The sequence below is a fragment of the Sphingobium sp. TomTYG74 genome, assembly GCF_055393875.1.
On the sequence record NZ_AP027342.1, the window covers coordinates 600,943 to 626,677 of the forward strand.

At 61.3% G+C, this 25,735-nt stretch carries 21 protein-coding genes; 7 read left to right on the forward strand and 14 right to left on the reverse strand.

Translation table 11 applies throughout. The annotated features are described in order from the left end of the window. Window positions 1-66 precede the first annotated feature (66 nt). Both ACZ5TB_RS15745 and ACZ5TB_RS15750 read right to left on the reverse strand, forming a co-directional pair. Complete coding sequence (locus tag ACZ5TB_RS15745; RefSeq protein ID WP_464792638.1) at window positions 67-2,130, reverse strand: pyrroloquinoline quinone-dependent dehydrogenase; 2,064 nt, start codon at window positions 2,128-2,130, stop codon at window positions 67-69. Between the two features lie 76 nt (window positions 2,131-2,206). After that, window positions 2,207-4,336, reverse strand: a complete 2,130-nt coding sequence (locus tag ACZ5TB_RS15750; protein ID WP_464792639.1) for an oxidoreductase — start codon at window positions 4,334-4,336, stop codon at window positions 2,207-2,209. Window positions 4,337-4,527: 191 nt separating this feature from the next. On the opposite strand from ACZ5TB_RS15750, the gene ACZ5TB_RS15755 reads away from it, so the two are divergent. Together ACZ5TB_RS15755 and ACZ5TB_RS15760 are read left to right on the forward strand one after the other, a co-directional pair. Next, complete coding sequence (locus ACZ5TB_RS15755; RefSeq protein WP_464792640.1) at window positions 4,528-5,223, forward strand: TetR/AcrR family transcriptional regulator C-terminal domain-containing protein; 696 nt, start codon at window positions 4,528-4,530, stop codon at window positions 5,221-5,223. Window positions 5,224-5,326: 103 nt separating this feature from the next. Next, on the forward strand, window positions 5,327-6,388 hold the full coding sequence (locus ACZ5TB_RS15760; RefSeq protein WP_464792641.1) for a hypothetical protein: 1,062 nt from the start codon (window positions 5,327-5,329) through the stop codon (window positions 6,386-6,388). A 24-nt stretch (window positions 6,389-6,412) separates the two neighbouring features. On the opposite strand, the gene ACZ5TB_RS15765 is transcribed toward ACZ5TB_RS15760, so the two are convergent. Beyond that, window positions 6,413-7,309 carry a LysR family transcriptional regulator gene (locus ACZ5TB_RS15765; RefSeq protein ID WP_464792642.1) on the reverse strand — a complete coding sequence of 299 codons (897 nt, stop codon included), beginning with the start codon at window positions 7,307-7,309 and terminating at the stop codon, window positions 6,413-6,415. Window positions 7,310-7,413: 104 nt separating this feature from the next. Between ACZ5TB_RS15765 and ACZ5TB_RS15770 the strand changes: the two genes are divergently transcribed. From ACZ5TB_RS15770 to mmsB, 3 genes are all read left to right on the forward strand, one after another. Continuing rightward, complete coding sequence (locus ACZ5TB_RS15770) at window positions 7,414-8,910, forward strand: CoA-acylating methylmalonate-semialdehyde dehydrogenase (protein ID WP_464792643.1); 1,497 nt, start codon at window positions 7,414-7,416, stop codon at window positions 8,908-8,910. A gap of 71 nt (window positions 8,911-8,981) precedes the next feature. Beyond that, entirely contained in the window at window positions 8,982-10,124 is a 1,143-nt protein-coding gene (locus ACZ5TB_RS15775) for an acyl-CoA dehydrogenase family protein (protein ID WP_464793266.1), read from the forward strand. Window positions 10,125-10,157: 33 nt separating this feature from the next. Further along, window positions 10,158-11,036, forward strand: a complete 879-nt coding sequence (mmsB, locus tag ACZ5TB_RS15780) for a 3-hydroxyisobutyrate dehydrogenase (protein ID WP_464792644.1) — start codon at window positions 10,158-10,160, stop codon at window positions 11,034-11,036. 623 nt (window positions 11,037-11,659) lie between these two features. Here mmsB and ACZ5TB_RS15785 read toward each other — a convergent pair. From ACZ5TB_RS15785 to ACZ5TB_RS15815, 7 genes are all read right to left on the reverse strand, one after another. Then, on the reverse strand, window positions 11,660-12,988 hold the full coding sequence (locus tag ACZ5TB_RS15785) for an MFS transporter (protein WP_464792645.1): 1,329 nt from the start codon (window positions 12,986-12,988) through the stop codon (window positions 11,660-11,662). 99 nt (window positions 12,989-13,087) lie between these two features. After that, window positions 13,088-14,092: a zinc-binding alcohol dehydrogenase family protein gene (locus ACZ5TB_RS15790; RefSeq protein WP_464792646.1), complete on the reverse strand. Its 1,005-nt coding sequence runs from the start codon at window positions 14,090-14,092 to the stop codon at window positions 13,088-13,090. A 79-nt stretch (window positions 14,093-14,171) separates the two neighbouring features. Next, window positions 14,172-15,356: an acetyl-CoA C-acyltransferase gene (locus ACZ5TB_RS15795; protein WP_464792647.1), complete on the reverse strand. Its 1,185-nt coding sequence runs from the start codon at window positions 15,354-15,356 to the stop codon at window positions 14,172-14,174. 79 nt (window positions 15,357-15,435) lie between these two features. Next, window positions 15,436-15,888 carry a MaoC family dehydratase gene (locus ACZ5TB_RS15800; protein ID WP_464789787.1) on the reverse strand — a complete coding sequence of 151 codons (453 nt, stop codon included), beginning with the start codon at window positions 15,886-15,888 and terminating at the stop codon, window positions 15,436-15,438. After that, on the reverse strand, window positions 15,888-17,729 hold the full coding sequence (locus ACZ5TB_RS15805) for an acetyl/propionyl/methylcrotonyl-CoA carboxylase subunit alpha (protein ID WP_464792648.1): 1,842 nt from the start codon (window positions 17,727-17,729) through the stop codon (window positions 15,888-15,890). The genes ACZ5TB_RS15800 and ACZ5TB_RS15805 overlap by 1 nt, the downstream gene beginning before the upstream one ends. A 5-nt stretch (window positions 17,730-17,734) precedes the next feature. After that, window positions 17,735-19,336 carry a carboxyl transferase domain-containing protein gene (locus ACZ5TB_RS15810; protein WP_464792649.1) on the reverse strand — a complete coding sequence of 534 codons (1,602 nt, stop codon included), beginning with the start codon at window positions 19,334-19,336 and terminating at the stop codon, window positions 17,735-17,737. After that, complete coding sequence (locus ACZ5TB_RS15815; RefSeq protein WP_464792650.1) at window positions 19,333-20,484, reverse strand: acyl-CoA dehydrogenase family protein; 1,152 nt, start codon at window positions 20,482-20,484, stop codon at window positions 19,333-19,335. The genes ACZ5TB_RS15810 and ACZ5TB_RS15815 overlap by 4 nt, the downstream gene beginning before the upstream one ends. 89 nt (window positions 20,485-20,573) lie before the next feature. Between ACZ5TB_RS15815 and ACZ5TB_RS15820 the strand changes: the two genes are divergently transcribed. Next, window positions 20,574-21,446: a LysR family transcriptional regulator gene (locus tag ACZ5TB_RS15820; RefSeq protein ID WP_464792651.1), complete on the forward strand. Its 873-nt coding sequence runs from the start codon at window positions 20,574-20,576 to the stop codon at window positions 21,444-21,446. A gap of 4 nt (window positions 21,447-21,450) precedes the next feature. Here the strand turns inward: ACZ5TB_RS15820 and ACZ5TB_RS15825 are convergent, their stop codons facing one another. Continuing rightward, window positions 21,451-22,383: a ThuA domain-containing protein gene (locus tag ACZ5TB_RS15825; protein WP_464792652.1), complete on the reverse strand. Its 933-nt coding sequence runs from the start codon at window positions 22,381-22,383 to the stop codon at window positions 21,451-21,453. Window positions 22,384-22,644: 261 nt separating this feature from the next. Here ACZ5TB_RS15825 and ACZ5TB_RS15830 point away from each other — a divergent pair, with 261 nt between their 5' ends. After that, entirely contained in the window at window positions 22,645-22,932 is a 288-nt protein-coding gene (locus ACZ5TB_RS15830) for a hypothetical protein (protein WP_464780135.1), read from the forward strand. A gap of 86 nt (window positions 22,933-23,018) precedes the next feature. Here ACZ5TB_RS15830 and ACZ5TB_RS15835 read toward each other — a convergent pair whose 3' ends face one another. From ACZ5TB_RS15835 to ACZ5TB_RS15845, 3 genes are all read right to left on the reverse strand, one after another. Beyond that, window positions 23,019-23,711, reverse strand: a complete 693-nt coding sequence (locus tag ACZ5TB_RS15835; protein ID WP_464780134.1) for a TetR/AcrR family transcriptional regulator — start codon at window positions 23,709-23,711, stop codon at window positions 23,019-23,021. Between the two features lie 209 nt (window positions 23,712-23,920). Beyond that, on the reverse strand, window positions 23,921-25,276 hold the full coding sequence (locus ACZ5TB_RS15840) for a hypothetical protein (protein WP_464792653.1): 1,356 nt from the start codon (window positions 25,274-25,276) through the stop codon (window positions 23,921-23,923). A gap of 24 nt (window positions 25,277-25,300) precedes the next feature. Continuing rightward, complete coding sequence (locus ACZ5TB_RS15845; protein WP_464792654.1) at window positions 25,301-25,708, reverse strand: VOC family protein; 408 nt, start codon at window positions 25,706-25,708, stop codon at window positions 25,301-25,303. Window positions 25,709-25,735: the final 27 nt, after the last annotated feature.

The window sequence follows — 25,735 nt, forward strand, 5'->3', positions numbered from 1 at the left end:
CTTTGCGCCCTCTTATTGGAAAGACGCGGCGGCGGCGACAAGATTGATCAGCCGCCGCCGGGCGGCTCATTTGGGCAAAGCGTAGGCGATGAGGGAATCGCCCAGCTTCGTGCCGAGGAATTTGTGCCCGCCAGCGGCAATCACGACATATTGGCGGCCATCCTTCTTCAGGCGGTAGGTCATCGGCGTCGCCTGCCCGCCCGCAGGCAGGCGAACACGCCAGACGACCTTGCCGGACGTAATGTCATAGGCCCGCAGATAATTGTCCGTGGTCGCACCAAGAAACACCAGTCCCGAAGCCGTGGCGACGCTGCCGCCAAGGTTCGGCACGCCAAGCTTCAACCACATGGGCGGCGGCGCCTGGTCGCGCGTGGTCCCAAGCGGCACGTTCCACAGCGTCTTGCCAGCCTTCAGGTCGATCGCGGTCAGGCGTCCCCAGGGCGGCCGGTTGCACGGCGCGCCGAAGGGCGAGAGCATGGGCTTCAACTGCAGACCGTAGGGCGCGCCCTTGGTCGGCAGGATCGCTTCCCCGGCGGCGGTGCGGGACGCGATCTCGGCCTGCGGGATCAGCTTCATGATCGCGCCCACCTGCGTCGTGTTGGCGATCAGGATGCCCCGCTGTGGATCGACGGTCACGCCACCCCAGTTGGACGCTCCCTCAAAGCTTGGCCATTGCAGCCAGCCTTTTGTCGAGGGCGGCGTGAAGACGCCCTTATAGTTCACTGACCGGAACAACTCCCGGCACTTATATTTGTCATAGGGGGTAAAGCCCCACATATCTTCTTCGCGCAGGTCCGGATCGCGGATGATGAACGCCGGATTGGCGGGGAAAGGCTGGGTCGGCGACAGCTTTTCGCCCGGCACCTTGCCTTCCTGCGGCACAGGGCGTTCGATCACAGGGAAGATCGGCTTGCCGGTGCGCCGGTCGAGAATGAAGATATGCCCGACCTTCGTGGTCTGCGCGAGCGCCGGGACAGATCCGGTCGCCATTGGCAGGTCGAACAGCACCGGCTGCGCGGGAATGTCATAATCCCACACGTCGTTATGAACCGTCTGGAACCGCCACCTGACCTGACCGGTCGTCCCATCGAGCGCCACGACCGAACTTGCATAATAGTCGAGGCCCGCCCGGTTGGCGGCATAATGGTCGGGCGGCGCGTTGCCCATGGGCACATAGACAAGGTTGAGCTTGGGATCGACCGCCATCGGCGCCCAGCTATTAGGCGTCCTCCGCACGAACTGCTCGCCCTTCGGCGCGTTCTGCGCATCGCTCATCCCCGGCGGCAAGCCGTTCCAGGACCAGAGGGGCTTGCCCGAATGAATATCGAACGCCCGGATCGCTCCAGCGGGCATATCGACCCGCATATTGTCGGTCAGCCGTCCGTTCACCACGATGGCATTGCCGATGACGACGGGCGGTGAAGAGATCGATAAGTCGCCCCGCTCTATCTTGCCCAGAGCCGGCTTCAGATCGACCACGGAATTTTGCCCGAAAGAACGGCACTCGCGACCCGTGGCGGAATCGAGCGCCACCAGCCGCCCGTCCAGCGTCCCGGCAAAAATCCGTCCCGCGCATTCCGCGCCCGCTGGCACGCTTTCGTCCCGCGCATAGGTGACGCCACGGCAGTTCAGCAGATAGGTGCTGAAATTGTCCGAGCTTGGCTGCTTCGCCCAGATTTCGTTACCAGTCTCCGGGTCAACCGCCGCGATGCGGCCATTGCCGGAGCAGAGATAAAGCCGGTTTTCCGCAATGATCGGCGTCGCCTGGAATGTCGGGGAAAGCGGCTCCGGCGCCGTGACCATGCCGATATGATAGGTCCAGGCAGGCTTCAGCGCCCAGACATTGTCAGGCGTGATCTGCGTCAGCGGCGAATAGCGCGTCCCGCCCGCGTCCCCGCCATAATAGCTCCAGCCCGCCGTCGGCCCGGAATAATCGATCGCTGGCTTGGCCCGGAACAGGTTGGCGCTATAGGCCCAATATCCTCCGCCCAGCACCGCGACAGCGCCAACACCGATCAGCGCAGCACGGCGCAAGCCACGACGCCCCTTCTTCCCGCGCGTCCCGTTGCCGCCGCCTGACGGGGCAGGCTCCGCATCCTGAGAGGAAAGGCGTGTATCAGTACGGTTCATATGTCCTCGACAATCGATATTTGCGGACCACAGCGCACATTCCCCCGCTGGTTCCGTGTGGATACGGGCTGGGCATTCACCCGGCTATTGCGCCAACCGCCTGCGCGGCGCCGCGCATCGCGCCTTCGATATAGCCAACCCCATTGGCATCGCCGACGACGTGAACGGTAAAGCCCTGTGCTTGCATTTGACCGGCGAGCGTCAGTTCGCCCGTCGCGCCCTTCGCCACGATCACATGGTCGGCAGCGGCGGCCTGCTCCGTTCCGCCCTTGTCCATGAAGCGGACAGCATCGCGCTCGATCCGGATGGCGCTCGACGCCGGATAGAGCTGAACGCCATGTTCGTTCAGTTCCGCCAGCAACCGCATCCGGCGGACGATCGTCAGACCCGCGCCAAATCGCGGCGCATCGTCCACCACCACCACCTGGCGTCCACGTTCATTCAGAAACTCCGCCAGCTCCAAGCCGACCAGTTCGCCCCCGATGATGACGATCCGCTTGCCGAGCGGCATCCATTGGTGCGTCGCCTTGCGCACGAAATCGAGATTGGCAGTCATGCCCGTCATGGAGCCGAGCTTCGTCGCCGCTCGGGTCAGCAACCCGGTCTTACGCTTCAATTCATCGGAACTTTGGCCGAGCACCATCCGGCGCATGTCATCGCCGGAGAAGACATGGCTCAGATCATTGCCAGGAATGTCCGGCATGCCGCGCACCGCCCCCGTGGCGACGACGACCGCATCAGGCTGAAGCGTTTTCAACAGCTCCGGCGTCGCCTGCGTGCGCAGCCTCACATCCACCTTCGAAGAAGCGATCTGCCGTTGCAGCCAATCGAGCAGCCGCTCATTCGCAGGGTAAGCCAGCGCCGCGAAGCGCAACGTTCCGCCCAGCAATTCGCTTTGTTCGAACAGGATGACCTGATGCCCCAAGGCGTCCAGCCTGCGCGACGATTCCATGCCGCCCGGGCCGCCGCCGATAACGACGACGCGCTTGCCAGCAGACGATGGCGCGTCTGAACGCAGATATTCAAAGCCCGTCTCGGGATTGACCGCGCAACGCAGCGGATCGCACACATAGATGGCGCTGATGCAGGTATAGCAATAGATGCAGGGCAGGACGTCGGCCGCCCGCCCTTCGGTCAGCTTGCGCGGCAGGTGCGGATCAGCCAGCAACTTGCGGCCCATGGAGACAAAGTCGATCTGCCCGTTCGCAATCGCCTTGTCGCCGACCTCAGGCTCGATCCGGCCGGACGCGATGACCGGAATGCCGACCGCAGCCTTGATCTGGGCGGCGTAGGGAAGGTTCACCGCAGGTTCGTGCGGCGTGTGCGATCCGGAGTGCAGCTTTCCCTGCGCCGTGTCATGATAGGCCGTCACCGTGATCGCGTCGGCGCCCGCCGCTTCGGCCATGCGCGCGACCTGGGCCGCGTCTTCGATCGTCAAACCGCCCTTCTTCCCGACTTCGCGCGAATCCAGCTTGCACCAGACGGGGAAGTCAGGACCCACGGCCTGGCGCACCGCCTGAATAACCTCGGTCAAGATGCGGACTCGGTTTTCCAGCGGCCCGCCATAGGCGTCCGTCCGCCGGTTCGATTTGGGCGAGATGAAGGAGGACAGAAGATATCCGTGCCCGCCATGGATTTCGACGCCATCGAAACCGGCGCGCTTCGCCCGGTCTGCCGCAGCGGCGAACTGGCCGACGACCGTCTGAATGTCCTCAAGCGTCATTTCCTTGAAGCTGACGCTCTGGATCTTGCTGAACGGCGCGACGGCGAGTTCTTCAAGAAGGAACGCCTCGGTAAAGTCGCCTTCCGGCGCCTCGGGCAGCGACGGGCACCAGACCGGGCGTCCGTTAAGCATGTCCTCCATTGCGACAAGGCCGCCATGATGGATTTGCGGAGCGATCTTGGCCCCATGTTTGTGGGCCGCCTCCGCGAGCGCAGTCAGTCCCGGCAGGAAACGATCATCGGAAATCGCGATCTGGTTGACCTGGTTGCCGCCCACCGGCCAGGCCACGCCCGCGACGCCGGTGATGATCAGGCCAACGCCGCCCTTCGCCTGCTCCTCATGATAGCGGATGATCCGCTCACCGCAGTGGCCATCGGCTTCGGCAAGGCTCGCGCCCATGGCCGTCACGGCGATGCGGTTGCGCAATTCCATGCCGCCGATCCGGCCGGGAGAAAGAAGATGTCCAAATGTGTTGGAGGCCATTCAAGTCATCGCCCGTAGCATCATAGTTAGAAGCGCATGCCCACCGATGCCTACCGCAGGTGCCCGTGCGTCATCAGCCCCAATTTATGTCGTGAAGCGCGCATAATTATGCGGATCGATCGTCCCCGTCGGCTGCGTTGCCCCATGGAGCCGGATCGACGGCTGATCCTTCGAACGCTATGGGTCAGGCCATGAGCAGCGAAAATCTTGAATCTTCCTCTGTTAAGGTGGAGGGGCCGCCACCCACTCCCCGCGCTGTTGGTCGGCCGCGCCGGTTGACCTTGGCTCAAATACTCGACGCCGCGATCGACATGGGGCTCGATGGCCTCAGGATCGCGGCGCTCGCCGATCGGCTCGGCGTCCGCCCGGCGGTGCTGTACACCTATGTCACCGGCCGCAAGGAGCTGGTGCGGCTAGCGGCGCAGCGCGCTTCGGGAGCCGCCACCTTCCCGGAGGATGAGGGCCAATCCTGGCGCGAATATGCCACCCAATATGCTGAAGCGCTGCACAAGCTGGTGGAGGAAGGGCAGCTTGTCTCCACCCTCGTCAGCGGCAATCTGGGACCAGCGGTCGAGATCGACAGTTCGGAACAATGGCTGCAAGTCATGCTGGCACGCGGGTTCGACCTGCCCGACGCATTGGACCTGCTGCGTTCCATCGACCTGATCGTACTCGGGGGCGCATTCCTCTCTTCCTACGCCCGTGCGGTTGCAGGCGGCGAAGCGGAATATCGCGAAGCCGTGCGCTCCTCGATCAGGCAGCGTTCGGCGGAAGACGTACCGGTCATCGCCGCCAATCCAGACGCCTATGCTGACACCGCCCTCCCTCGCTGGCGCGCTACGTTGGCACTGGTCCTAGACGGATTGGCCGCACGGCGCGGCGAATAGTCGAACATATTTTCGGAAATTATTGCCAGCGAAGCGGTGATGGGATATTCCCGTCTTCAGACCCTGCCGTTCGCGCCGGGAAATTGCTTGCTGGAGAGAGCCTATGCCCGCCGATGTCGCTTCCACTTTCCTGCCCGTCGCGCCGCCCAGAATCGTCGATAATCTCTATACCGAAGATCAGCATCAGCGGGTTCTGGACGTCATCCGTCGGGAAGGCCCCTGGTCCCTGATCCTGGCGCAATATTTCGCCTCGCCGGAGGAAGTGATCGCGACCTCCACCGGTTCCATTCCGGAAGGCTTCACGCCCACCTGGGACATGTTCATGAACCCGGTGTTCCGAGGCTACCTCGCCGACAATGGCGTCAATCGCTATCCGGAATTGGACGATTGCTTCTATAACAAGAAGTTCCTCGATATGGCGCGCGCTTATTGGAACACGCCCTATGTCGAATGCGACCAGTTGATGTTCAACATTCAGGGTCCAAGCTCGGCGGGTGGATCGCCGCATGTCGATGGCACGCATTTTCGCGGACTATACGCGGTCAACTGCCCGATCTGGCTGCTCAACATCATGGCCAAGTCCGGGCTATTCCGGCGCTGGCAGGCGAAAAAGGCGCAGGTCATCGCCTGGTATTATCAGGGTTCGATCGGCGGCGGCTTCCACTATTGGCCGAACGGGCCGCAAAATGATCCGGTCTGCCTCGAAGCGCCGATGTGGGGACGCGGCGTCGTAGTCGAAAATGAAATGATGTTTCACACCGCTCAAGGCTGCGGCCCGGTCGATCAGCGCAAACCTGCGGGCCTTGCGATCAACTCGACCATGTCGCCTGACCCTGACGTCGCTGATGGCTGGCGGATCATGACCGGCGACGATGTGGTAGCCAGGATTCCGGAGCAGGAATTCCGCCTGCTACTCCATTGGAATGCGCAGGTTTACACCGACCTCAACGACCTCCGCATTTCGCGCGACCATAGCGACGACATCACGACCGACATGGCGTTCGAGATATTCGTGAAGGACCTCCGCGCGCGCGGCGAGATCTTCGAGATGCCGAGCGATCCGCTGCACGACACCAATTTCATTCGCCTGCTGACCCGAGTCTATGATGTGGGAACGCCCAAGGGCGTGCCGCAGGACCCGATCGAGCCACGACTGGTCGCCTGACTTGCCAAACTTCGCCGGGGCGCTTCAACCGATCGAAGCGCCCCCGCCTAGCAGCTCTTCCGATCTTTCCCGCAGCATGTCGGACACGGCGAGGATGCGGGCGAGCTTCGTCATTTCCGGATGCGTCACCAGCCAGAAAGAGCGCGCAATCTCCACCTCTTCTGGAAAAAGGCGCACCAGCTTCTCATCATCGGCGACGATGAAGTCCGGGAGCACGCCGATCCCGGCGCCGTCCAGTATCAGCTGGCGCTGCATGCCGATGCTGCTCGACCGGAGCGACGCTTCCAGTCCCGCATAGACCTCGTCCAGATAGTCTAGTTCCGGCGAGTAGAGAAACTCAGGCACATAGCCGATCAGCACATGCTCATGCAGCCGCTCGCGCGACACCGGAGCCCCCCGCGCCGCGAGATAGCCGGGCGACGCATAAAGGTGCAGCTTGTAATCAGCCAGCTTCCGCACCGCCAAATGCCCCCGCTGCGGCCGCGCCAGCATCACCGCCATGTCCGCTTCCCGTTTCGACGGATTTAGGAATCCCGACGCGGTAATCACGTCCAGCCGGATGCCCGGATGGCGCGCGTGAAATTCGGGGATAGCAGGCGCCAAAATCCACCGGCCAAAGCCCTCTGCAACGGACAGCCGCACTTGGCCGTTCAGACTGTGCCTCTCCCCCTTCACATCGACGATCGCCGACATCGCGGCGCTTTCAATGCTTTCAGCATGACGGAGCAAGGCGGCGCCATGTTCCGTCAGCGCCCTTTCCGCGCCAGTCTGTTCGAATAATTGCGCATCGAGCGCCTGCGATAATCGCCCCAAGCGCCGGGAAATCGTCGTCGCATCAATGCCGAGCGCCCGCGCCGCGGGAGCCACCTTCTTCAGCCGCGCGACCGACAGAAATATGCGCAAGTCATCCCAATCGAACATCCGGCCGCACCTATGCAAAAATGCAGATCAACTCTGCAACAAAGGGGAATTGAATGCATTAACGCCATTCGGCATGATAAGGCAAATCTCATCGAGAGGGTGCCATGCGCGAAATTTCCCACAAGCTCGCCTTTGCTCATGACAGCGAAGCGCCGCGCTACAGTGATGTGTTCAATCCTAATGACGGGCAGGTTCAGGCCCGTGTCGCCTTGGGCGACCGCGCCCTCCTCGACCGTGCGGTAGAGGCGGCGAAGGCGGCGCAGCCCGCCTGGGCGGCAGTCAATCCGCAACGGCGCGCCCGAGTCATGTTCAACTTCAAGACGCTGGTCGAGAAGAATATGGACGAGCTGGCGCATCTGCTTTCGTCCGAACATGGTAAGGTGATCGCGGATTCGCGCGGCGATATCCAGCGCGGGCTGGAAGTCATCGAATTTTGCTGTGGCATCCCCCATGCGCTGAAGGGCGAATATACGCAGGGCGCAGGTCCGGGCATCGACGTCTATTCCATGCGCCAGCCGATCGGCATTGGCGCTGGCATCACGCCATTCAACTTCCCCGCGATGATCCCGCTGTGGATGTCGGGCGTGGCGATCGCGACGGGCAACGCCTTCATCATGAAGCCTTCCGAACGCGATCCATCCGTTCCCGTGCGCCTCGCCGAACTCTTCCTTGAAGCCGGCTTGCCCGAAGGCATTCTGCAAGTCGTGCAGGGTGACAAGGAGATGGTCGATGCCATCCTCGATCATCCGGACATCGGCGCGATCAGCTTCGTCGGCTCCTCCGACATCGCCCATTATGTCTACAAGCGCGGGGTCGATAACGGCAAGCGCGTGCAGGCGATGGGCGGCGCGAAGAACCATGGCATCGTCATGCCGGACGCCGATCTGGATCAGGTCGTCAACGACCTGTCGGGCGCGGCCTTCGGCTCTGCTGGCGAACGCTGCATGGCGCTGCCCGTCGTGGTGCCGGTGGGCGAGAAGACCGCCCTCGCCCTACGCGAAAAGCTGATCCCCGCCATTCAGGCGCTGCGCGTCGGCGTCTCCACCGATCCCGAAGCCCATTATGGCCCGGTCGTCACCGCCGCGCACAAGGCGAAGATCGAAAACTATATCCAGATGGGTATCGATGAAGGCGCCGAGCTGGTGGTCGATGGCCGCGGCTTCACCCTACAGGGGCATGAGCAGGGCTTTTTCGTCGGCCCGACGCTGTTCGATCAGGTCAAGCCCAGCATGCGGACCTATCAGGAAGAGATTTTCGGCCCCGTGCTGCAAATGGTGCGAGCCGAAAGCTTCGAGGACGCAATCGCGCTGCCCAGCCAACATCAATATGGCAATGGCGTCGCGATCTTCACCCGCAATGGCCATGCCGCGCGCGAATTCGCCGCGCGGGTGAATGTCGGCATGGTCGGCATCAACGTGCCGATCCCGGTGCCGGTCGCTTACCACACATTCGGTGGCTGGAAGCGCTCTGCCTTTGGCGACACCAACCAGCACGGCATGGAAGGCATCAAATTCTGGACCAAGGTGAAGACGATCACCCAGCGCTGGCCCGATGGCGGCGCGTCGGGCGACAGCGCCTTCGTCATCCCCACCATGGGGTGACAGCCGCGCGGGGAGAGCGCATGCTCTCCCGCAAAAGCCAGCGGCACGCCATCGCCGCAACAGGATGCATGATGACACAGTTCGACCTTACCGACGACCAACGCCAGATTCAGGAGATGGCGCGGCGCTTCACCGCTGACGCGATCACGCCCTACGCGGCCGAGTGGGATGAAAAGCACATCTTCCCGCGCGACACGATCCGCGCGGCGGCGGAGCTTGGCTTTGGCGGCATCTATGTGTCGGAGGAGTCGGGCGGCATTGGCCTTGGACGGCTGGAATCCGCCCTGATCATGGAAGCCATGGCCTATGGTTGCCCCTCCACCAGCGCGTTCATATCGATCCACAACATGGCCGCCTGGATGATCGACCGTTTCGGCGGCCAGCCGGTCAAGGACAAATATCTCCCCTCGATGGTGCCGATGGAGCAGATGGGCAGCTATTGCCTGACCGAGGCCGGATCGGGATCGGACGCAGCGGCGCTCAAGACACGCGCCGTGAAGGACGGCAGCGACTATCTCGTCACCGGCTCCAAGCAGTTCATCTCCGGGGGCGGCGAAAACGACATCTATGTCACCATGGTCCGCACGGGCGAGGAAGGCCCCAAGGGCATCAGCTGCCTCGTCATAGAAAAAGACATGCCGGGCGTCAGCTTCGGCGCGCAGGAACGTAAGCTCGGCTGGCATTCGCAACCGACAGCGCAGGTCAATTTCGACAATGTCCGCGTGCCTGCGGAAAATCTCGTGGGGGCTGAGGGCGAAGGCTTCCGCATTGCCATGATGGGCCTAGACGGCGGACGGCTCAACATCGGCGCTTGCTCACTGGGCGGCGCGCAGCGCTGCCTCGATGAAGCGATTGCCTATACCAAGGACCGCAAGCAGTTCGGGCAAGCCATCGCCGATTTCCAGAACACGCAGTTCACCCTCGCCGACATGGAAACCGAGCTGCAGGCAGCGCGCGCGCTGCTTTATATGGCGGCGGTCAAGGTGACGGAAAATGCGCCCGACAAGACCCGCTTCGCCGCCATGGCAAAGCGGCTCGCCACCGACGCGGGCTCCGCCATCGCCGATCGCGCGCTGCAACTGCATGGCGGCTACGGTTATCTGATGGACTATCCGGTCGAACGCTTCTGGCGCGACCTGCGCGTGCATTCGATCCTGGAGGGCACCAATCAGGTGATGCGCATGATCGTTGCCCGCGACCTGCTGCGCCCATGAAGGCGGCCAGACAATCAACAGAGGGAAGTCGGCATGACTGAGACTATCGCCTTCATCGGCTTGGGTAACATGGGTGGCGGAATGGCCGCCAACCTTGTCAAGAATGGCTTTGCCGTGCGCGCCTTCGATCTTTCCGACGCGGCCCTCGCAAAGGCCGAGGCGGCGGGTGCGACCCGTGCCAGCAGCGCGGCTGAAGCCGTCGCGGGGGCTGACGCAGTGGTCACGATGCTACCGGCTGGCAAGCATGTCGAAGCGGTCTATAATGACGAGGTTTTCGGCGCGGCAAAAGCAGGGGCGCTGTTCCTCGATTGTTCGACCATCGACGTGGCGACGGCTCGCCGCGTCATCGCCGCCGCGAAGGCGAAGGGTTTCCTGATGGCCGACGCGCCGGTCTCCGGAGGGATCGCCGCTGCAAATGGGGGATCACTAACCTTCATGGTGGGCGGCGACGATGAGGCCTTTGCCATGGCAAAACCGATCCTGTCCGCCATGGGCAAGGCCGTGATCCACGCCGGTAGTGACGGCAACGGCCAAGCCGCCAAGATCTGCAACAACATGCTGCTGGGCGCGACCATGGTCGCGACGTGCGAAGCCTTTGCCATGGCGGAGAAGATCGGGCTCGACGCCCAGACCTTCTACGACATTTCCAGCGTTTCGTCGGGACAAAGCTGGTCCATGACAAGCTACTGCCCCGTGCCCGGCGTTGGTCCGCAATCACCGGCAGACAATGGCTATAACGGCGGCTTTGCCGTTGCCCTGATGCTGAAGGACCTGAAACTCGCGCTGGAAGCGGCGGCCTCCGTCAACGCCAGCGTACCCATGGGCGCGCAGGCGGAAAGCCTTTATCAGTTGCTGGCCAACAAGGGCGAAACTGGTCAGGATTTCTCCTCGATCATCAAATTCCTGTCCTGATCAGCGGGGAAGTCGCGCAGCCGCCAGCCCAGTGGCGGTCCTATGCAGATGCAACTGAACGCCTCGCCTTCCGTTAACAAGGAAGGTCGTAAAAAAGATGAGGCAAATAGACGCGACGGGCTGGTCGGCAACCTATAGCTACTCTCCACTATATCGGGAGGATGAGCCCAATCATTGTCCCGGATGTGACAGGCAACATTGGATCATAGGGCGAATGACTGCCGAATGCAGTTTCTGCGGATCGGCCATACCCCTTGAGAACTTCAGCACCTATAGCGCCTCGCCACGGATCGAGTGCCGCAATCACTTAGCGGAAGAACTTCCTGAATATTTGCGGCCCGTCGCCTGAACCATCTCACGCGCGGCTGCAATTCGACCGTATGACCTGAACCGCAAAAAGCCCTACCTCCGGAGAAGAAGGCAGGGCAGTTTGGGTCGCACTGCAGGATAACCTGCTTCTCGCTAACCAGCTTTGCAGGGCTACGGTTCCGGCTGCGAACCGTCCGCAAAACTTGCGCATTGGTTCCATACCTTTGAATTGTCCCGAAAACTGGGGCGTTTCACGCAAGGTATAACCAACGCTATAATCAGTAATATCACATCGTTCGCTGCACTTGCTGCGCTCAGCCGCACGCCACCACCTCTTTGGTTGCGGCATAGCTGCGCAATCCGGACCATGCGGCGAGGGCCGCGATTAGCGACGCACATAGGCCCACGGTGGCCAGCGCGGGGCCGATCTGGCCGTTGCCGTCGAACAAGGCGTTGTCGATCAACGGCACGATCGCTGTTCCGAGCGACAAGCCTACGAGACTATTTGCCAGAAGGAACAGCGCGGCTCCGGTCGCTCGCATGCTGGGTGGCGTCGCGAGTTGGATCGCAGCCAGCGAGCAGCCGAAATAGCCGTTGAAGCAGAAGGTCAGCACTGAAAAGAGCAGCAGCAGCAGCGTTGAGGAAGGCATGACCGGCGCAAGCGTCGCTGGAATTACGCACAGAAAGGCGAGGATCATCGTCATCCTCAAATTGGCGTCGCGCACGCCTTTCAGCGAAAGCCTCTCCGCCGCGAAACCGCCCGCCAAGGAACCCAAGCTCCCAAGCAGCAGGTAGATCAGCCCCAGACGAAGCGAAGCCTGCCCGGGCGTCATGTCAAAGGTCCGGATGAGCAATGTCGGATACCATGCCGACAGGCCATAACCCATGGTCCCCAGCAAGGTGGAATTGGCATAGATCGCCGCGAATGTCCGCCAATGCGCACGCAGGTGATACAGTGCCGCGCGAAACGGCATGCCCGCCTTCACCCACCCCGCACGGCGTGTCGGCTCACGGGCCACGAAGACCAGCGCCGTCACCAACAGGCCGGGCAACGCCACCAGCAGGAATGCCGCCCGCCAGGTAGGCATCGGCCCGATGCCGGGCAGAACCAGCGCACCCTGCGCCGCGACCATATCGACAACGGCGCCCCCCACCAGCAGCGCCAGCCCGCCGCCAATGGTGATGCCCAGATTATAAATCGCCATCGCCCGGGAGAGCTGCGCTGGCGGATAGGCATCGCTTAGCCAGCTGTGAGCCGAAGGGGATAGCGATGCCTCTCCCAAACCGACACCCATGCGCGCGACGAACAGATGTGCATAGCTCCCTGCAAAGCCACAAAGCGCGGTGCAGGCGCTCCAGAATAAAACCCCTACCGCAATGATCCGTCGGCGACTGATGCGGTCAGCCAGCATTCCGATGGGAATACCGACCACCGCATACAGCATGGCAAAGGCCAATCCCTGCAATAATCCGACCTGCAAATCGGTAAGGCCCAGATCCTGTTTGATCGGCTCGACCATCAGGCTCAATATCTGCCGGTCGATGAAGGAAAGGATATAGGCGACGAGAAATATGCCAAGCGCGACATGACCTTGCCGTAGAGTGGCCCTGCCGTGGCTCAACGCCTCATCCCCTCGTCCCATGCATTTTCTCTTCTGCTGATCGTCGTGCGTCTTTGCATATCTTGGGAGGGGAAGGTCAAGGCCGCAGCAGCATGGCTGAAGAAGCCCAGTGGGGAAAACCTAAACCCGCAGAACGACCTTCCCAATGGATGCGCCCGTTTCGACCAGTCCATGCGCAGCCTTCAGGCTGGCAGCATTCATCGGTCCAAGATCACGCGTCATCGTCCCATGCAGGACCCCTTCATCCACCAGCCGCGCTATCTCGGACAATATGCGATGCTGCTCAATCATGTCCGGGGTTTCGTAGATGGAGCGCGTGAAAACACCCTCCCACGCGACCGTGATCGACTTTTGCCGGAGAGCCACGATGTCGAAGCTCTTTACATCGTCGATAACCGCCAGGCTTCCTTGAGGCGCGATGATGCGGGCATAGGCTAGCAGATGCTGCTCGCTCGCAGCCAGACTTGCCACGAAGTTGACAGCCTTGACGCCGATCGCGGCTAGCCCTTCATTCAAGGGCTTGCGGTGGTCGATTACATCATGCGCGCCCATCTGCTTCACCCAGGCGATGGTTTCCGGGCGCGAAGCGGTAGCGATCACGCGCAGCCTGGTCAGTTGCCGGGCGAATTGCACCAGCATCGAACCAACGCCGCCAGCACCGTTGACGATCAGGATCGTCTGCCCTTCACCGCCGCCCCGCGGCACGCGCAGACGGTCGAACAGCAGCTCCCATGCCGTAAGCCCGGTCAGCGGCAGCGCCGCCGCCTGTGCGAAATCGAAGGAACGCGGCTTTGGACCGACAATCCGCTCATCGACGACATGCAGTTCCGAATTGGTCCCCGGCCGCTTGATGGTGCCAGCATAGAAGACTTCATCACCCGGCGCGAAAAGCGTGACGTCAGAGCCAATGGCTTCCACCACGCCCGCCGCGTCATAGCCCAGAACCATCGGCTCCTCAGCGGGCTTGGCGCCGCCGCGCACTTTCGTGTCGACCGGATTGACGGACACAGCATGCACGCGAACGAGCAGATCGCGAGGGCCGGGCGACGGATCGGCGACTTCAATGTCGATCAGCGAGTCTTCCCGCTCCAGCGGGCCGCCTTGCCTGAATCCTACCGCCTTCATCCAGAACCTGCCTCTCGATAGTTGATCTCAGGGCGAGAGGCTTATTGTTGCCGCGCTGAAAAGGGAAGGCGCCAATGCGTCAGGCGAGCTCAAACGCCATCGCTGTCGCTTCGCCACCGCCGATGCACAGGCTCGCCACGCCACGCTTGAGACCGCGCTCCTCCAGCGCACCCAGCAGAGTAGCAATGATCCGCGCGCCCGAGGCGCCGATCGGATGCCCCAGCGCAGTCGCGCCCCCATTCACGTTCAACTTGTCGGCGGGGATGCCAAGATCCTTGGCCGCGATCATCGCAACGACGGCGAAGGCTTCGTTCACCTCAAACAGATCGACGTCGGCCACGGACCAGCCAGCCTTGTCCAGCAGCTTGCGCATTGCCGGAACGGGCGCGGTCGTAAAACGCGCCGGTTCATGGGCGTGTGCGGCGCTGGCCACTACTGTGGCTATTACCGGCAAACCCATGCGCTCCGCCACACTGCGCCGCGTCATCACCAGTGCCGCTGCCCCGTCGGAGATGGACGAACTATTCGCCGCCGTGATGGTGCCGTCGGGGACGAAAGCGGGCCTTAGCGAGGGGATCTTGTCCGGACGGGCCTTACCCGGCTGCTCGTCGGTATCCACCAACGTATCGCCGCCACGTCCGGGCACCATCACCCCCGCAATTTCGCGCCGGAAAGCGCCGCTCGCGATGGCCGCCTGCGCTCGCTCCAACGATCGAACCGCATAGCCGTCCTGCTCCGCGCGCGTGAACTGATAATCACGCACCGCCTCCTCGGCAAAGACACCCATCGCCTTGCCGGGCTGATAGGCATCCTCCAGCCCGTCCATCATCATCGTGTCAATGATCCGGTCGTGACCAATGCGTGCGCCGGAACGGTGCTTGGGCAGGGCATAGGGCGCGTTCGTCATGCTTTCCATGCCACCCGCCACGATCAGGTCGGCAGCGCCTGCTTGCAACGCTTCCTGCGCCATGATGGCGGCCTGCATGCCCGAACCGCACATCTTGTTCACGGTGGTCGCCTGCGTGTCGAGGCCAAGGCCCGCGCCCAACGCCGCCTGCCGCGCGGGCGCCTGTCCCAACCCTGCTGGCAGGACGCAGCCCATGTAGATGCGGTCGATCACGTCCACGGGCGCACCCGCGCGCTCCACTGCCGCTTTCACCGCAGCCGCGCCCAGATCGGTCGCCTTTAAAGGCGAGAAGATGCCCTGGAACCCACCCATGGGCGTGCGGGCATATCCAGCGATGACAACAGGATCATTCTGCATGACAACTTCCTTCAAAAGCCAGCGAGAGTTGGGGCGGCGCTGCTACTGCCGATAAAATCATATAGCTGTGCATCAATGATCATGCACCGCCGCCCTTGATCAGCGTCATACGAAGACACTGACATACCAGCTCATCCCGCTGGTTCAGCAGCCGGTGCGAAAAGGTGACGACGCCCGAACCCGGCCGGGATTTGCTCGGCCGCAACTCCATGACCTCGGTCTCGGCGCGCAACGTGTCGCCCAGGAATACGGGCTTGGGCATGACGAGCTTGTCATAGCCCAGATTGGCGATCAACGTCCCCAGCGTCGTGTCACCTACAGACAGGCCGATCATCAATGCAAAGGTGAAGGTGCCGTTGACCAGTATCTGACCAAATTCGCTCGCCTTGGCCGCTTCGACATCCAGATGCAACGGCTGCGGATTATGCGTCATCGTCGAAAAAAGCAGGTTATCGGTTTCCGTAACCGTCCGCCGGATTTCGTGAACAATGGTCTGCCCCACTTCCCATTGTTCGAAAAACTTCCCCGCCATCAGCCTGCCTCCGCTTTTGCTATTTTGACGAGCAGCGTGCCTTCGCTCACCTGCCCGCCTTCGACGCCATGCAGTTCGACAACTTCCCCATCGAACGGCGCGACAAGGCCATGTTCCATCTTCATGGCCTCCAACGTCAACAGCTTCTGCCCCTTCGCCACCCTGTCCCCCGCCGCGACGGACACGGAAATGATCCGCCCAGGCATCGGCGAGAGGATCGCGCCATCGGACGCCTCACCGCCTCCCAGCCCGCCAGCTCGCCAAGGCGTCAGCTGCCAACTCTGCCCGCTCTCCGCGACGATCACGCTGCGTCCGGCCTTAGCCCCGCTCGAAGCCGCCAGCGCAACCTTCACCGGCGCTCCATCCAGCAGGAACCAGCCGTCGCGCCGCGCCTCCGCATTCAGGCGAAAGCCCGCCATCGGCCCCGGCGCGGCGAGCTTGGACGCCGCATCCTCCAGAACCGTCGTTGAGGGCAAGGCAGCCGGCAACAGCGCCTCCCCCTCACGCCCGATCAGTCCGGTATCTACCTGACCGTCAGCGAAATCCGGATGTTGAAGCGCCTTCGCCAGAAAACCGGCATTGGTTTTGAGCGGCCATATGACCGTCTCCACAAGCGTCTGCGACAGGCGCAACCGTGCGGCGTCGCGATCTGGACCCCAGGCGATCAGCTTTGCGATCATCGGATCGTAGAAGGACGATATCTCCGCCCCCCGCTCCACCCCGGTATCGACTCGATAACATGGCCCGATATCGAAACGGTCGAGCCTGCCGATCGAGGGCAGGAAGCCTTTCGCCGGGTCCTCGGCATAAAGGCGCGCTTCCATCGCCCAACCGCTGATCGACAGTTCATCCTGCGCCTTGGGCAAAGGCTCGCCCGACGCCACCCGCAACTGCCATTCGACCAGATCCTGCCCGGTAATCTCCTCCGTCACCGGATGCTCGACCTGAAGGCGCGTGTTCATTTCCATGAACCAGATGCGGTCGGCCCTCAGGCCCTCCGACCCATGGGCAATGAACTCGATCGTCCCGGCGCCCACATAGTCGACCGCCTTGGCCGCGCGAACCGCTGCCTGGCAAATCGCCTCCCGCGTCTGTTCATCCATGCCCGGCGCGGGCGCTTCCTCGATCACCTTCTGGTGCCGCCGCTGGAGCGAGCAGTCGCGCTCGAACAGGTGGACCACATTACCGTGGCTGTCTCCGAACACCTGCACCTCGATATGGCGCGGGTTCGTCACCCATTTTTCCAGCAGCACCTGATCGTTGCCAAAGGAAGACGCCGCCTCCCGCTGGCAGGACAGTAGCGCATCGGCAAAGTCTGCCGCGCTATCGACCTTGCGCATCCCCTTGCCGCCGCCGCCAGCGACTGCCTTGATCAGCACGGGATAGCCGATAGCGTCCGCCTCCGCTTGCAGCCGGTCGGGTCTCTGATCCTCCCCCAGATAGCCGGGCGTCGTCGGCACACCCGCCTCGCTCATCAGCCTCTTGGCTGCGTCCTTGAGGCCCATCGCCGTGATGCTGTCGGGATTGGGTCCGACCCAGATCAATCCGGCGTCTATCACCGTCTGCGCGAACTCCGCATTTTCCGACAGGAAGCCATAACCGGGGTGAATAGCCTGCGCGCCCGTCCGCCGAGCCGCATCAATAATGCGCTCTCCCAGCAAATAGCTTTCGCGCACAGGCGAAGCGCCGATATGCACCGCCTCGTCAGCAGAGCGCACATGCAGCGCATCAGCGTCAGCATCCGAATAAACAGCGACGGTATGAATGCCCATCCGCCGCGCGGTGCGGATGATCCGGCATGCGATCTCGCCACGATTGGCGATGAGAAGAGACTGGATCATCGTCATCACATCCGGAAAATGCCGAACGACGGGCGCTCGGCTACAGGAGCGTTCAGCGTCGCTGCAAAGGCCAGGCCCAGCACATCGCGCGTCTGCGCCGGATCGATGACGCCATCATCCCACAAGCGAGCGGTCGCATGATAGGGATTGCCCTCATCCTCATATTTCTGGCGGATCGGCGCCTTGAAGGCTTCCGCCTCCTCCGCCGTCCATGTCTCCGCATCCCGATGCACTGTCGCCAGCACACTCGCCGCCTGTTCACCGCCCATCACCGATATGCGGCTATTGGGCCAGGTGAACAGGAAACGCGGACTATAGGCCCTGCCGCACATGCCATAATTGCCCGCGCCAAAGCTGCCGCCGATCAACAGCGTGATTTTCGGCACGCTGGCGGTAGCGACCGCCGTCACCAGCTTCGCGCCATTTTTGGCGATACCCTCGGCCTCATATTTCCCCCCCACCATGAAGCCGGAGATATTTTGCAGGAACAGCAGCGGTATCCTCCGCTGGCACGCCAATTCGATGAAATGCGCGCCCTTGACCGCGCTCTCGCTGAACAGCACGCCATTATTGGCAAGGATGGCGACCGGCATCCCCCAGATATGCGCAAAACCGCACACCAGCGTCGTTCCATAGAGCGCCTTGAACTCATGAAACTCGCTACCATCCACGATGCGCGCGATGACTTCGCGGACATCATAGGGCGCGCGGACATCCTGCGGCACGATGCCATAGAGTTCCTGCGCATCAAATTTCGGCGGCACCGGATCGCGCATGTTGATATCGATCACCGGCGCGGGCTGGAGCGTCGATACGATGTCCCGAACGATGCTCAGCGCATGCTCGTCATTCTCCGCGACATGATCCACCACGCCGGACTTGCGCCCATGCAGGTCGCCGCCACCCAGATCCTCGGCGCTGATGACCTCTCCCGTCGCCGCTTGCACCAATGGCGGCCCGGCAAGGAAGATCGTCCCCTGATTGCGCACGATCACCGTCTCGTCCGACATGGCGGGCATATAGGCCCCACCCGCCGTGCAGCTGCCCATGACGCACGCGATCTGCGGAATGCCCTGCGCCGACATTTGCGCCTGATTGTAGAAGATGCGCCCGAAATGCTCGCGATCGGGAAATACGTCGGCCTGATTGGGCAGGTTCGCACCGCCGCTATCGACCAGATAGACACAGGGCAGCCGGTTTTCGAGCGCGATCTCCTGCGCCCGCAAATGCTTCTTCACCGTCAGCGGGTAATAGGTGCCACCCTTCACCGTCGCATCATTGCAGACGATCATCACTTGCCGCCCCTCGACGCGGCCTATCCCAGTGATCAGCCCAGCGCCCGGCACCTCGCCATGATACATGTCATTGGCGGCGAGTTGCCCGATCTCGAGAAAAGGACTGCCGGGGTCCAGCAGCCGCTCCACCCGTTCGCGGGGCAACAGCTTGCCGCGCCCGACATGCTTGTCCCGCGCCTTGGTTGGCCCACCGACTGCCGCAGCGGCAACCTTCGCCCGCAGCTCCTCCACCAACGCCAGATTATGGGCAGCATTGGCGCGAAACCCATCCGCCTGCGATGACAGCTTCGTGTCGAGCGCTGGCCCGCTCATGCGCCGATCAGCTCCCGGCCGATCAGCATGCGGCGGATCTCATTGGTCCCAGCCCCGATATCCAGCAGCTTGGCATCGCGCATATAGCGTTCCACCGGCCAGTCCTTCGTATAACCCGCCCCGCCCAGCGCCTGCACCGCCTCCAGCGATACCCGCACCGCATTCTCGCTCGCCAGCAATATGGCACCCGCTGCGTCGAACCGCGTCGTCCTGCCCGCGTCACATGCCCGCGCCACGGCATAGACATAAGCACGCGCCGAATTGAGCGCGACATACATGTCGGCCACCTTGGCCTGCATCAACTGGAACGCACCTATCGGCTTGCCGAACTGCTGGCGTTCCTGGACATAGGGCACCACGGTGTCGAGGCATGCCTGTATGATACCAAGCTGGATACCCGCCAGCACGGTGCGCTCATAATCCAGACCCGACATCAGCACGCCCGCGCCGCCATTCAGCGGACCCATGATATTCTCTTCCGGGACTTCGCAATCCTCGAACACCAATTCCGCAGTCGGCGATCCACGCATGCCGACCTTGTCGATCTTCTGACCGATGGAAAAGCCCTTGAAGCCTTTTTCGATCAGGAAGGTCGTGATCCCCTTCGACCCCTCTCCCGTCCTGGCATAGACAACCAGCGTGTCGGCATAGGGCGCATTGGTGATCCAATATTTGGTGCCATTCAGGATATAGCGGTCGCCCTTCTTTTCCGCCTTCAGCTTCATCGAAATAACATCGGACCCAGCACCTGCTTCCGACATGGCAAGGCTGCCGACATGCTCGCCCGAAATCAGCTTGGGCAGGTAGCGCGCCTTCTGATCCGCATTGCCCCAGCGGCGGATTTGATTGACGCACAGGTTCGAATGCGCGCCATAGCTGAGCCCGATGGAGGCGGAGGCCCGTGCGACCTCCTCCTGCGCGACAACATGCTCCAGATAGCCGAGGCCAAGGCCGCCATCCTCCTCCGCAACGGTAATGCCGTGCAGGCCAAGCGCGCCCATCGCGGGCCACAGTTCGTCACGCGGAAACCAGTCCTCCGCATCGATCCGCACAGCAAGCGGCGCGATCAAATCCGCAGCGAAGCGGTGGGTCGTTTCCCGGATCATCTGGGCATTATCACTCAGAGCGAAGTCGAAATCGGGCGTCATGGCCTCTCCTGAATATCTTTCGCCCTTCTACCATGCCGCCAGACGGCTGGAAAATTGACCAGACACTAATGATATCATAGATGTGGTCTATGATTGAGCGCTATCTGATCCATTATTTCCTGTCAGTGGTGGATCACGGCAACTTCTCCCGCGCTGCGCAACAATGCGGCGTGTCGCAGCCCACATTGTCCGTGGGCATCGCCAAGCTGGAAGCCCAGATCGGGCACGTCCTGTTCCATCGCACCAATCGCCGGGTGGAATTGACCCCGGCAGGCAGCCGGTTTGCCGCCCATGCCCGCCGGATCGAAGCGGAATTCGCCCGCGCGCAACAGGCGATGGCGGAAAATGACAGCAGCAAGCTCATCCGCCTGGGTATAATATCGACATTGCCGTCCCACTGGATCGAACAAGCCACTCGACAAGCCTGTGAGGCAGAAGGCGAAAGGCTGGAAATAGTCGAAGGCCGCATGCGCGAGTTGCTGCCGCGCCTTGAACGTGGCCGGATCGATGCCGTCATTGGCGTGCTGGACAATGATGCGCGCGCGCGCGAAACTCTGTTCGAAGAAGGCTACGCCCTTGCCCTGTCGGACAGGCATCCACTAGCCAATCGAAAAAAGCTGGACGCGGATGAGGTCGCAGGCATGGACATGCTCGTCCGCCGCAATTGCGAAGCGCTTACCGCAGTCAGCCGCTTCTTCACACAGCGCGGTGTCCGTCCATTCTTCACCGCCCGCACGATCAATGACGACCGCGCGATCGCCTTCCTCCGCGCCGGGCTGGGCATCACCGTCATGCCACGCTGCTTCCTGCAACCCGGCATAGCGATGCCCGCGCTTTCCGGCTTCGATCAACGTCGCAAGATCGGGATATTGATCGACCCGGCAAGCAGCGGACGGGTTGAAGCAAGCGAAACCCTGAGCCGTTTTTCTTCCGAACTGCGGCGGCTACACGCCGCCGCCTGACCCATTATTTCGAAAGCGCGCCACCAGCACAGCCCGGCCCTTCCAGCCCCGCCGCCCAGGCGATAGCTCCGCCGATCATCTTGCGATGTAGCGGTTCGCCATAGGTGGACGCGGCATGGCCAAGCGCGGAATAGAATGCCCGTCCATCACCGACGCAATGGGTCCACACCATTGGGTGATCGGCGCCCATGCGGATGTCCTTGGGCTTGGTGAAGGGGAGCAGCTTTTCAAACGGGCTGTAGCTTTTCTCGTCAATGGTGACGAGGATATGGTAGCCCTTGTCTCGCGGATTTGACGCGAAGGAATACCATTCGTCCGTCCGCCGCCAGACCTTGGGCAGTCCACGCGTCGCGGGATGATCGCGATCCTCGACATTCAGGTTCGCCGCCTGAAATTGCGGGTCCATGACATGCCCGATGAACTGCGCGCCGATCAGATCATCGACATACCAGCGCCACGCATATTGCGGATCGCCACCTGCGCCATGCAAACCAACAAAGCCGCCGCCCCTTTCCAGCCATGCGCGAAAGGCGCTGCGCTGCTCCGGAGTCAGCACGTCGCCGCTGACGCTGTTCCACACCACCGCCTTGAACCGGGCGAGCTGCGCCGGATTGAATATGGCGGCATTTTCCGTCGTGTAGCTGCTCCAGCCACGCGCCCGGGCAATCTCCTCCAGCGCGCGATTTGCGGCGACGATCTGCTCATCATCGCGAAAGCCGTTCGTCTTCGAAAAGATGAGGATAGCATTGCCGGAAAGCTTGGCGGGTAGCTGCGGCGGGGTCTTGTCATAGCTCGCGCCAATGCCCAAGACGAGGCGGCCTGCATTGCCCGGCCCCACCGCCATCGTGAACATGACCGCCAGCGCAATCACCGCCAGGACGATGAACGCCACCAGCCATTTGAGGACGCGCATCGCCACGCTCTTGCCCCTCGCCATCAACTTCTCTCCCGCCTTTTAAATATCACCGTCCCGGCTTCTTGAAACACGATCTGACCAATCAGCCGCGCCGCTGCGAGTCAGGCCGACATATATCCGTGCCACCCGCTCGAATTTTGGGTAAGATATATTTCCATCCATCCCTGCGGCGTGGTTGTTCAGCAGCGAGCAAGGCATAGCCGTATATTCGTGGCGAAGTAAACATATGCGTTGCATTTTTACAAAGGTGCATTACCCCCAATTGGCTTACAAACGGAGAGTATGATGAAGAATTGGATGATCGCCGCCGCCTTGATTGCCATGTCGCCTATGCCTGCCTTGGCGCAGACGGCCTATTCCTCCTCTACGACGGAAATCGGCACTTTGCTGGATGATCCCGCAGCAAAGGCTGTTCTGGCAAAGCATATTCCCGAAATTACGACCAGCGATCAGATCGACATGGCACGCGCGATGACCCTCAAGGATATCCAGCAATATTCGCCTGATGCGATCACGGACAAGCTTCTCGCCGACATTGACACAGACCTGGCGAAGCTCCCAAAGAAATAAGACGGAAAATGCTACTGGCCGGGGTTATCAGTCCCGGCCAGTTTATTAGCATCCAGTCCTGAACCGCTTCCGCTTTGGGTGGACGATTACCAGCTGTCCCGCCCACGTAACAGGACATCGACGGCATCGTCAGCGAAACTCGCTGCTTCTTCCAGGCTCAAGACCCGTATCGTTTCCTCTGTCCGGCGCCATCCCTGGATCATGCTCAGCAATTGCCGGGCGACGCGCTGTGGATTTGCGGCCGGAACTGGGTCATTCTTCGTTCCCTCGGTAATTTCGTCGGTCAGGAACTGAAGTTCGTAACAATATCCGATCTTGTAGAAGGTTTCGGCGATTTCGGGAAACCGCGAAGCTGTTGTCAGGATCAGCCGATCGAACTGCTGAATTTCTGGATTTCCCAATGACGCCATCGCAGTCCGGGCATGACGTTTCAGTCGCTCGGGAAATTCCTGGGGAAGATCGACATTATTGGCGCTTGCTTCATTCGACCATCTCTGCACACGGTCTTCCACAACCGCTTTCATGAGCGCTTCCTTGGTCGAATGGCGCGCATATAGGGTTCTTTTGGAAACCCCTGCCCCTTGGGCGACCGCTTCCATAGCGGTCGCCTCATATCCGACCGACAGGAACAGATCTCGCGCCGCGCTCAAGATCGCCTCATCGATCTGGCCCGCCTTTTTCTTAGGCGGTCGGCCGGTTCGGCGATTGGGCGTCAGCCGATCGGCGGCCTTTGCCTCACCGGAATCCGCCTTTTCTGTCGTTTCTCCCGTAAGCGGCATGTTACACCCAAAGCTTAAACTCTATGCCCCTTATGTCCTTTCGAACCATCATCACAAGTAAACTCTACACGCTGCACCGGGATCAACGCCCGGCGCAGCCGACGCCGATCGCCATAGCGTCTTGTCCCATCGGTCGATCGGCATCCTCCATGCGCGCCCAGATACAGCAACTCAGGCTCGGGCCTCCAGACAGATCAAGGTCGATGCCGTCAGCGACCTTGACCGGATGAAGTCTTCGCGGATTGGAGCGGCGCAACGATCTGACGGCATGCATCTCCAGGAGTGATGTCTTCGCACCATTCGCGCAGAATATTGTCGACCCAGATTATCGCGGGCAAAAGTCCACTATCCCTCAATGCCTGATCCGAACGGTTCTGCATTGACGCCCAGAAATCTGCCGGAATCTGATCAAGTACACCGGCGATTATATCCAGGATCATGCAGATCGCCGAGGAATAGAGCGACGCTTTATATTGCAGGCGTAGCTCGACGGAATCCAACAGGACTCCGGACTTCTCCTCCAGTTCAGCCGTGAAGGTGCGGAGAACCAGATCGACCAGTTCCCGATATCTTTCCGGCTCCGGCATCATCATCATGCCGCTCAACGCCTGCGCGATGCTCATTTGGCCCGCGCCTCCCCAATCGAGCAACCCGACCTTGAGCTCTCCCGATGGTTCGCGCCAATACCAGGCGTTATCCACGTTCAGATTTGGATGGCAAAGGCCAGTATAATCGCGGTCCTCGTGCAGGTAAGCAATAACCGCGTCCTTATGCTCCAGCCCGAACAGCACATCCTCTCGCCAACGCGCCATGAAGTCTGGATCGGACACCTCATCTATGAATAGATGTGGCGCGGTACGTGTGACGAATTTCTCGAGCGTTGCGATCTTGGCGGTGGCATCCGGTATCGGATCGAAGTCGCGCGCGGCTTCTCCAAAGGGAAATATTCTCTCGATGTCCGACCCAAGCGCGCCGCGTTTTTGCGCCGCAACCAGACGCGCCAACGATCGTGCGAGCAACACATAATGGTCCTCGACATTGCTGATCTCGTGATCATATCCCTTGCGATGAGCCGGCTCGATCGGCGCCACGCCGAAGGCGATGCGCTCCGTAATCAGGATATAATTGGTCGTGCTACCAGAATAGTCACCGAAATAATATTTCGCCGTCGTGACCGGAAGATCGACTTCACGCGCAAGGCGCTGCATGTCGATCTCGCCGCTACCCAGGCGGATCAGGCCAAATTTATGATCGGCATCCGCCGGTGGGAACTTGGCGAACAGTTCGGTGTGCAATCCTTCTTCGTCCCGCGCATAGGCTACGGTAAGAAGCGCCCGTTCGGACGCTCCCGGAACACTGATCGGATTCAGCGCGACTATTGCCGTGACTTCATTGTCGGCGGACATGACCCCCGAAGCCCGGAAGGCCTCTGTCAGAAACGCCGCACCAAATTCCGCCAGCATTTCTGGAGAGATGGGGAATGCAAGACCATAATGATCGCCCGGCGCAACCGTCCGGTGCAATTGGTCGAACAGCTTGCGATCAGGCAGCGATCTACGGTGCATCAGCATATTTCCCTGCATAACCACTCAGCCGTGCCGCTGACTGATCTGAAGGAGATGCCCTTCAAGATCCTTCACAAAAGCGTGACGCCCCACGTTGGGAATCGATCGATCTTCCAACACGGTTCCGCCAGCCTTCTCGATGCGCTGCAGGCAAGCGTCGAAATCTCCGCTCGCAAAGCCGATGATCGATTCATTGCGAGCAGGTTGCGTGTCGTCGGGAAAGCTCGCCAGAATGAACAGCGGGCCGCCCTTGTAAGTCGGCTGATAAACGATCTCCACAACCGCCCGACCAGCGATATTCGCTTCCATTCGGTTCATTTCGACTAGACCGAACACAGATTTATAGAAGGCGTCAGACTTTTCTATGTCGTGAACGATCAACTTCGTGAACATGAAGTCGATATCTTGCTCGGCACCGAAAGGAAGTTCCATTACATCTCTCCTTGTTTTATTGTCCGC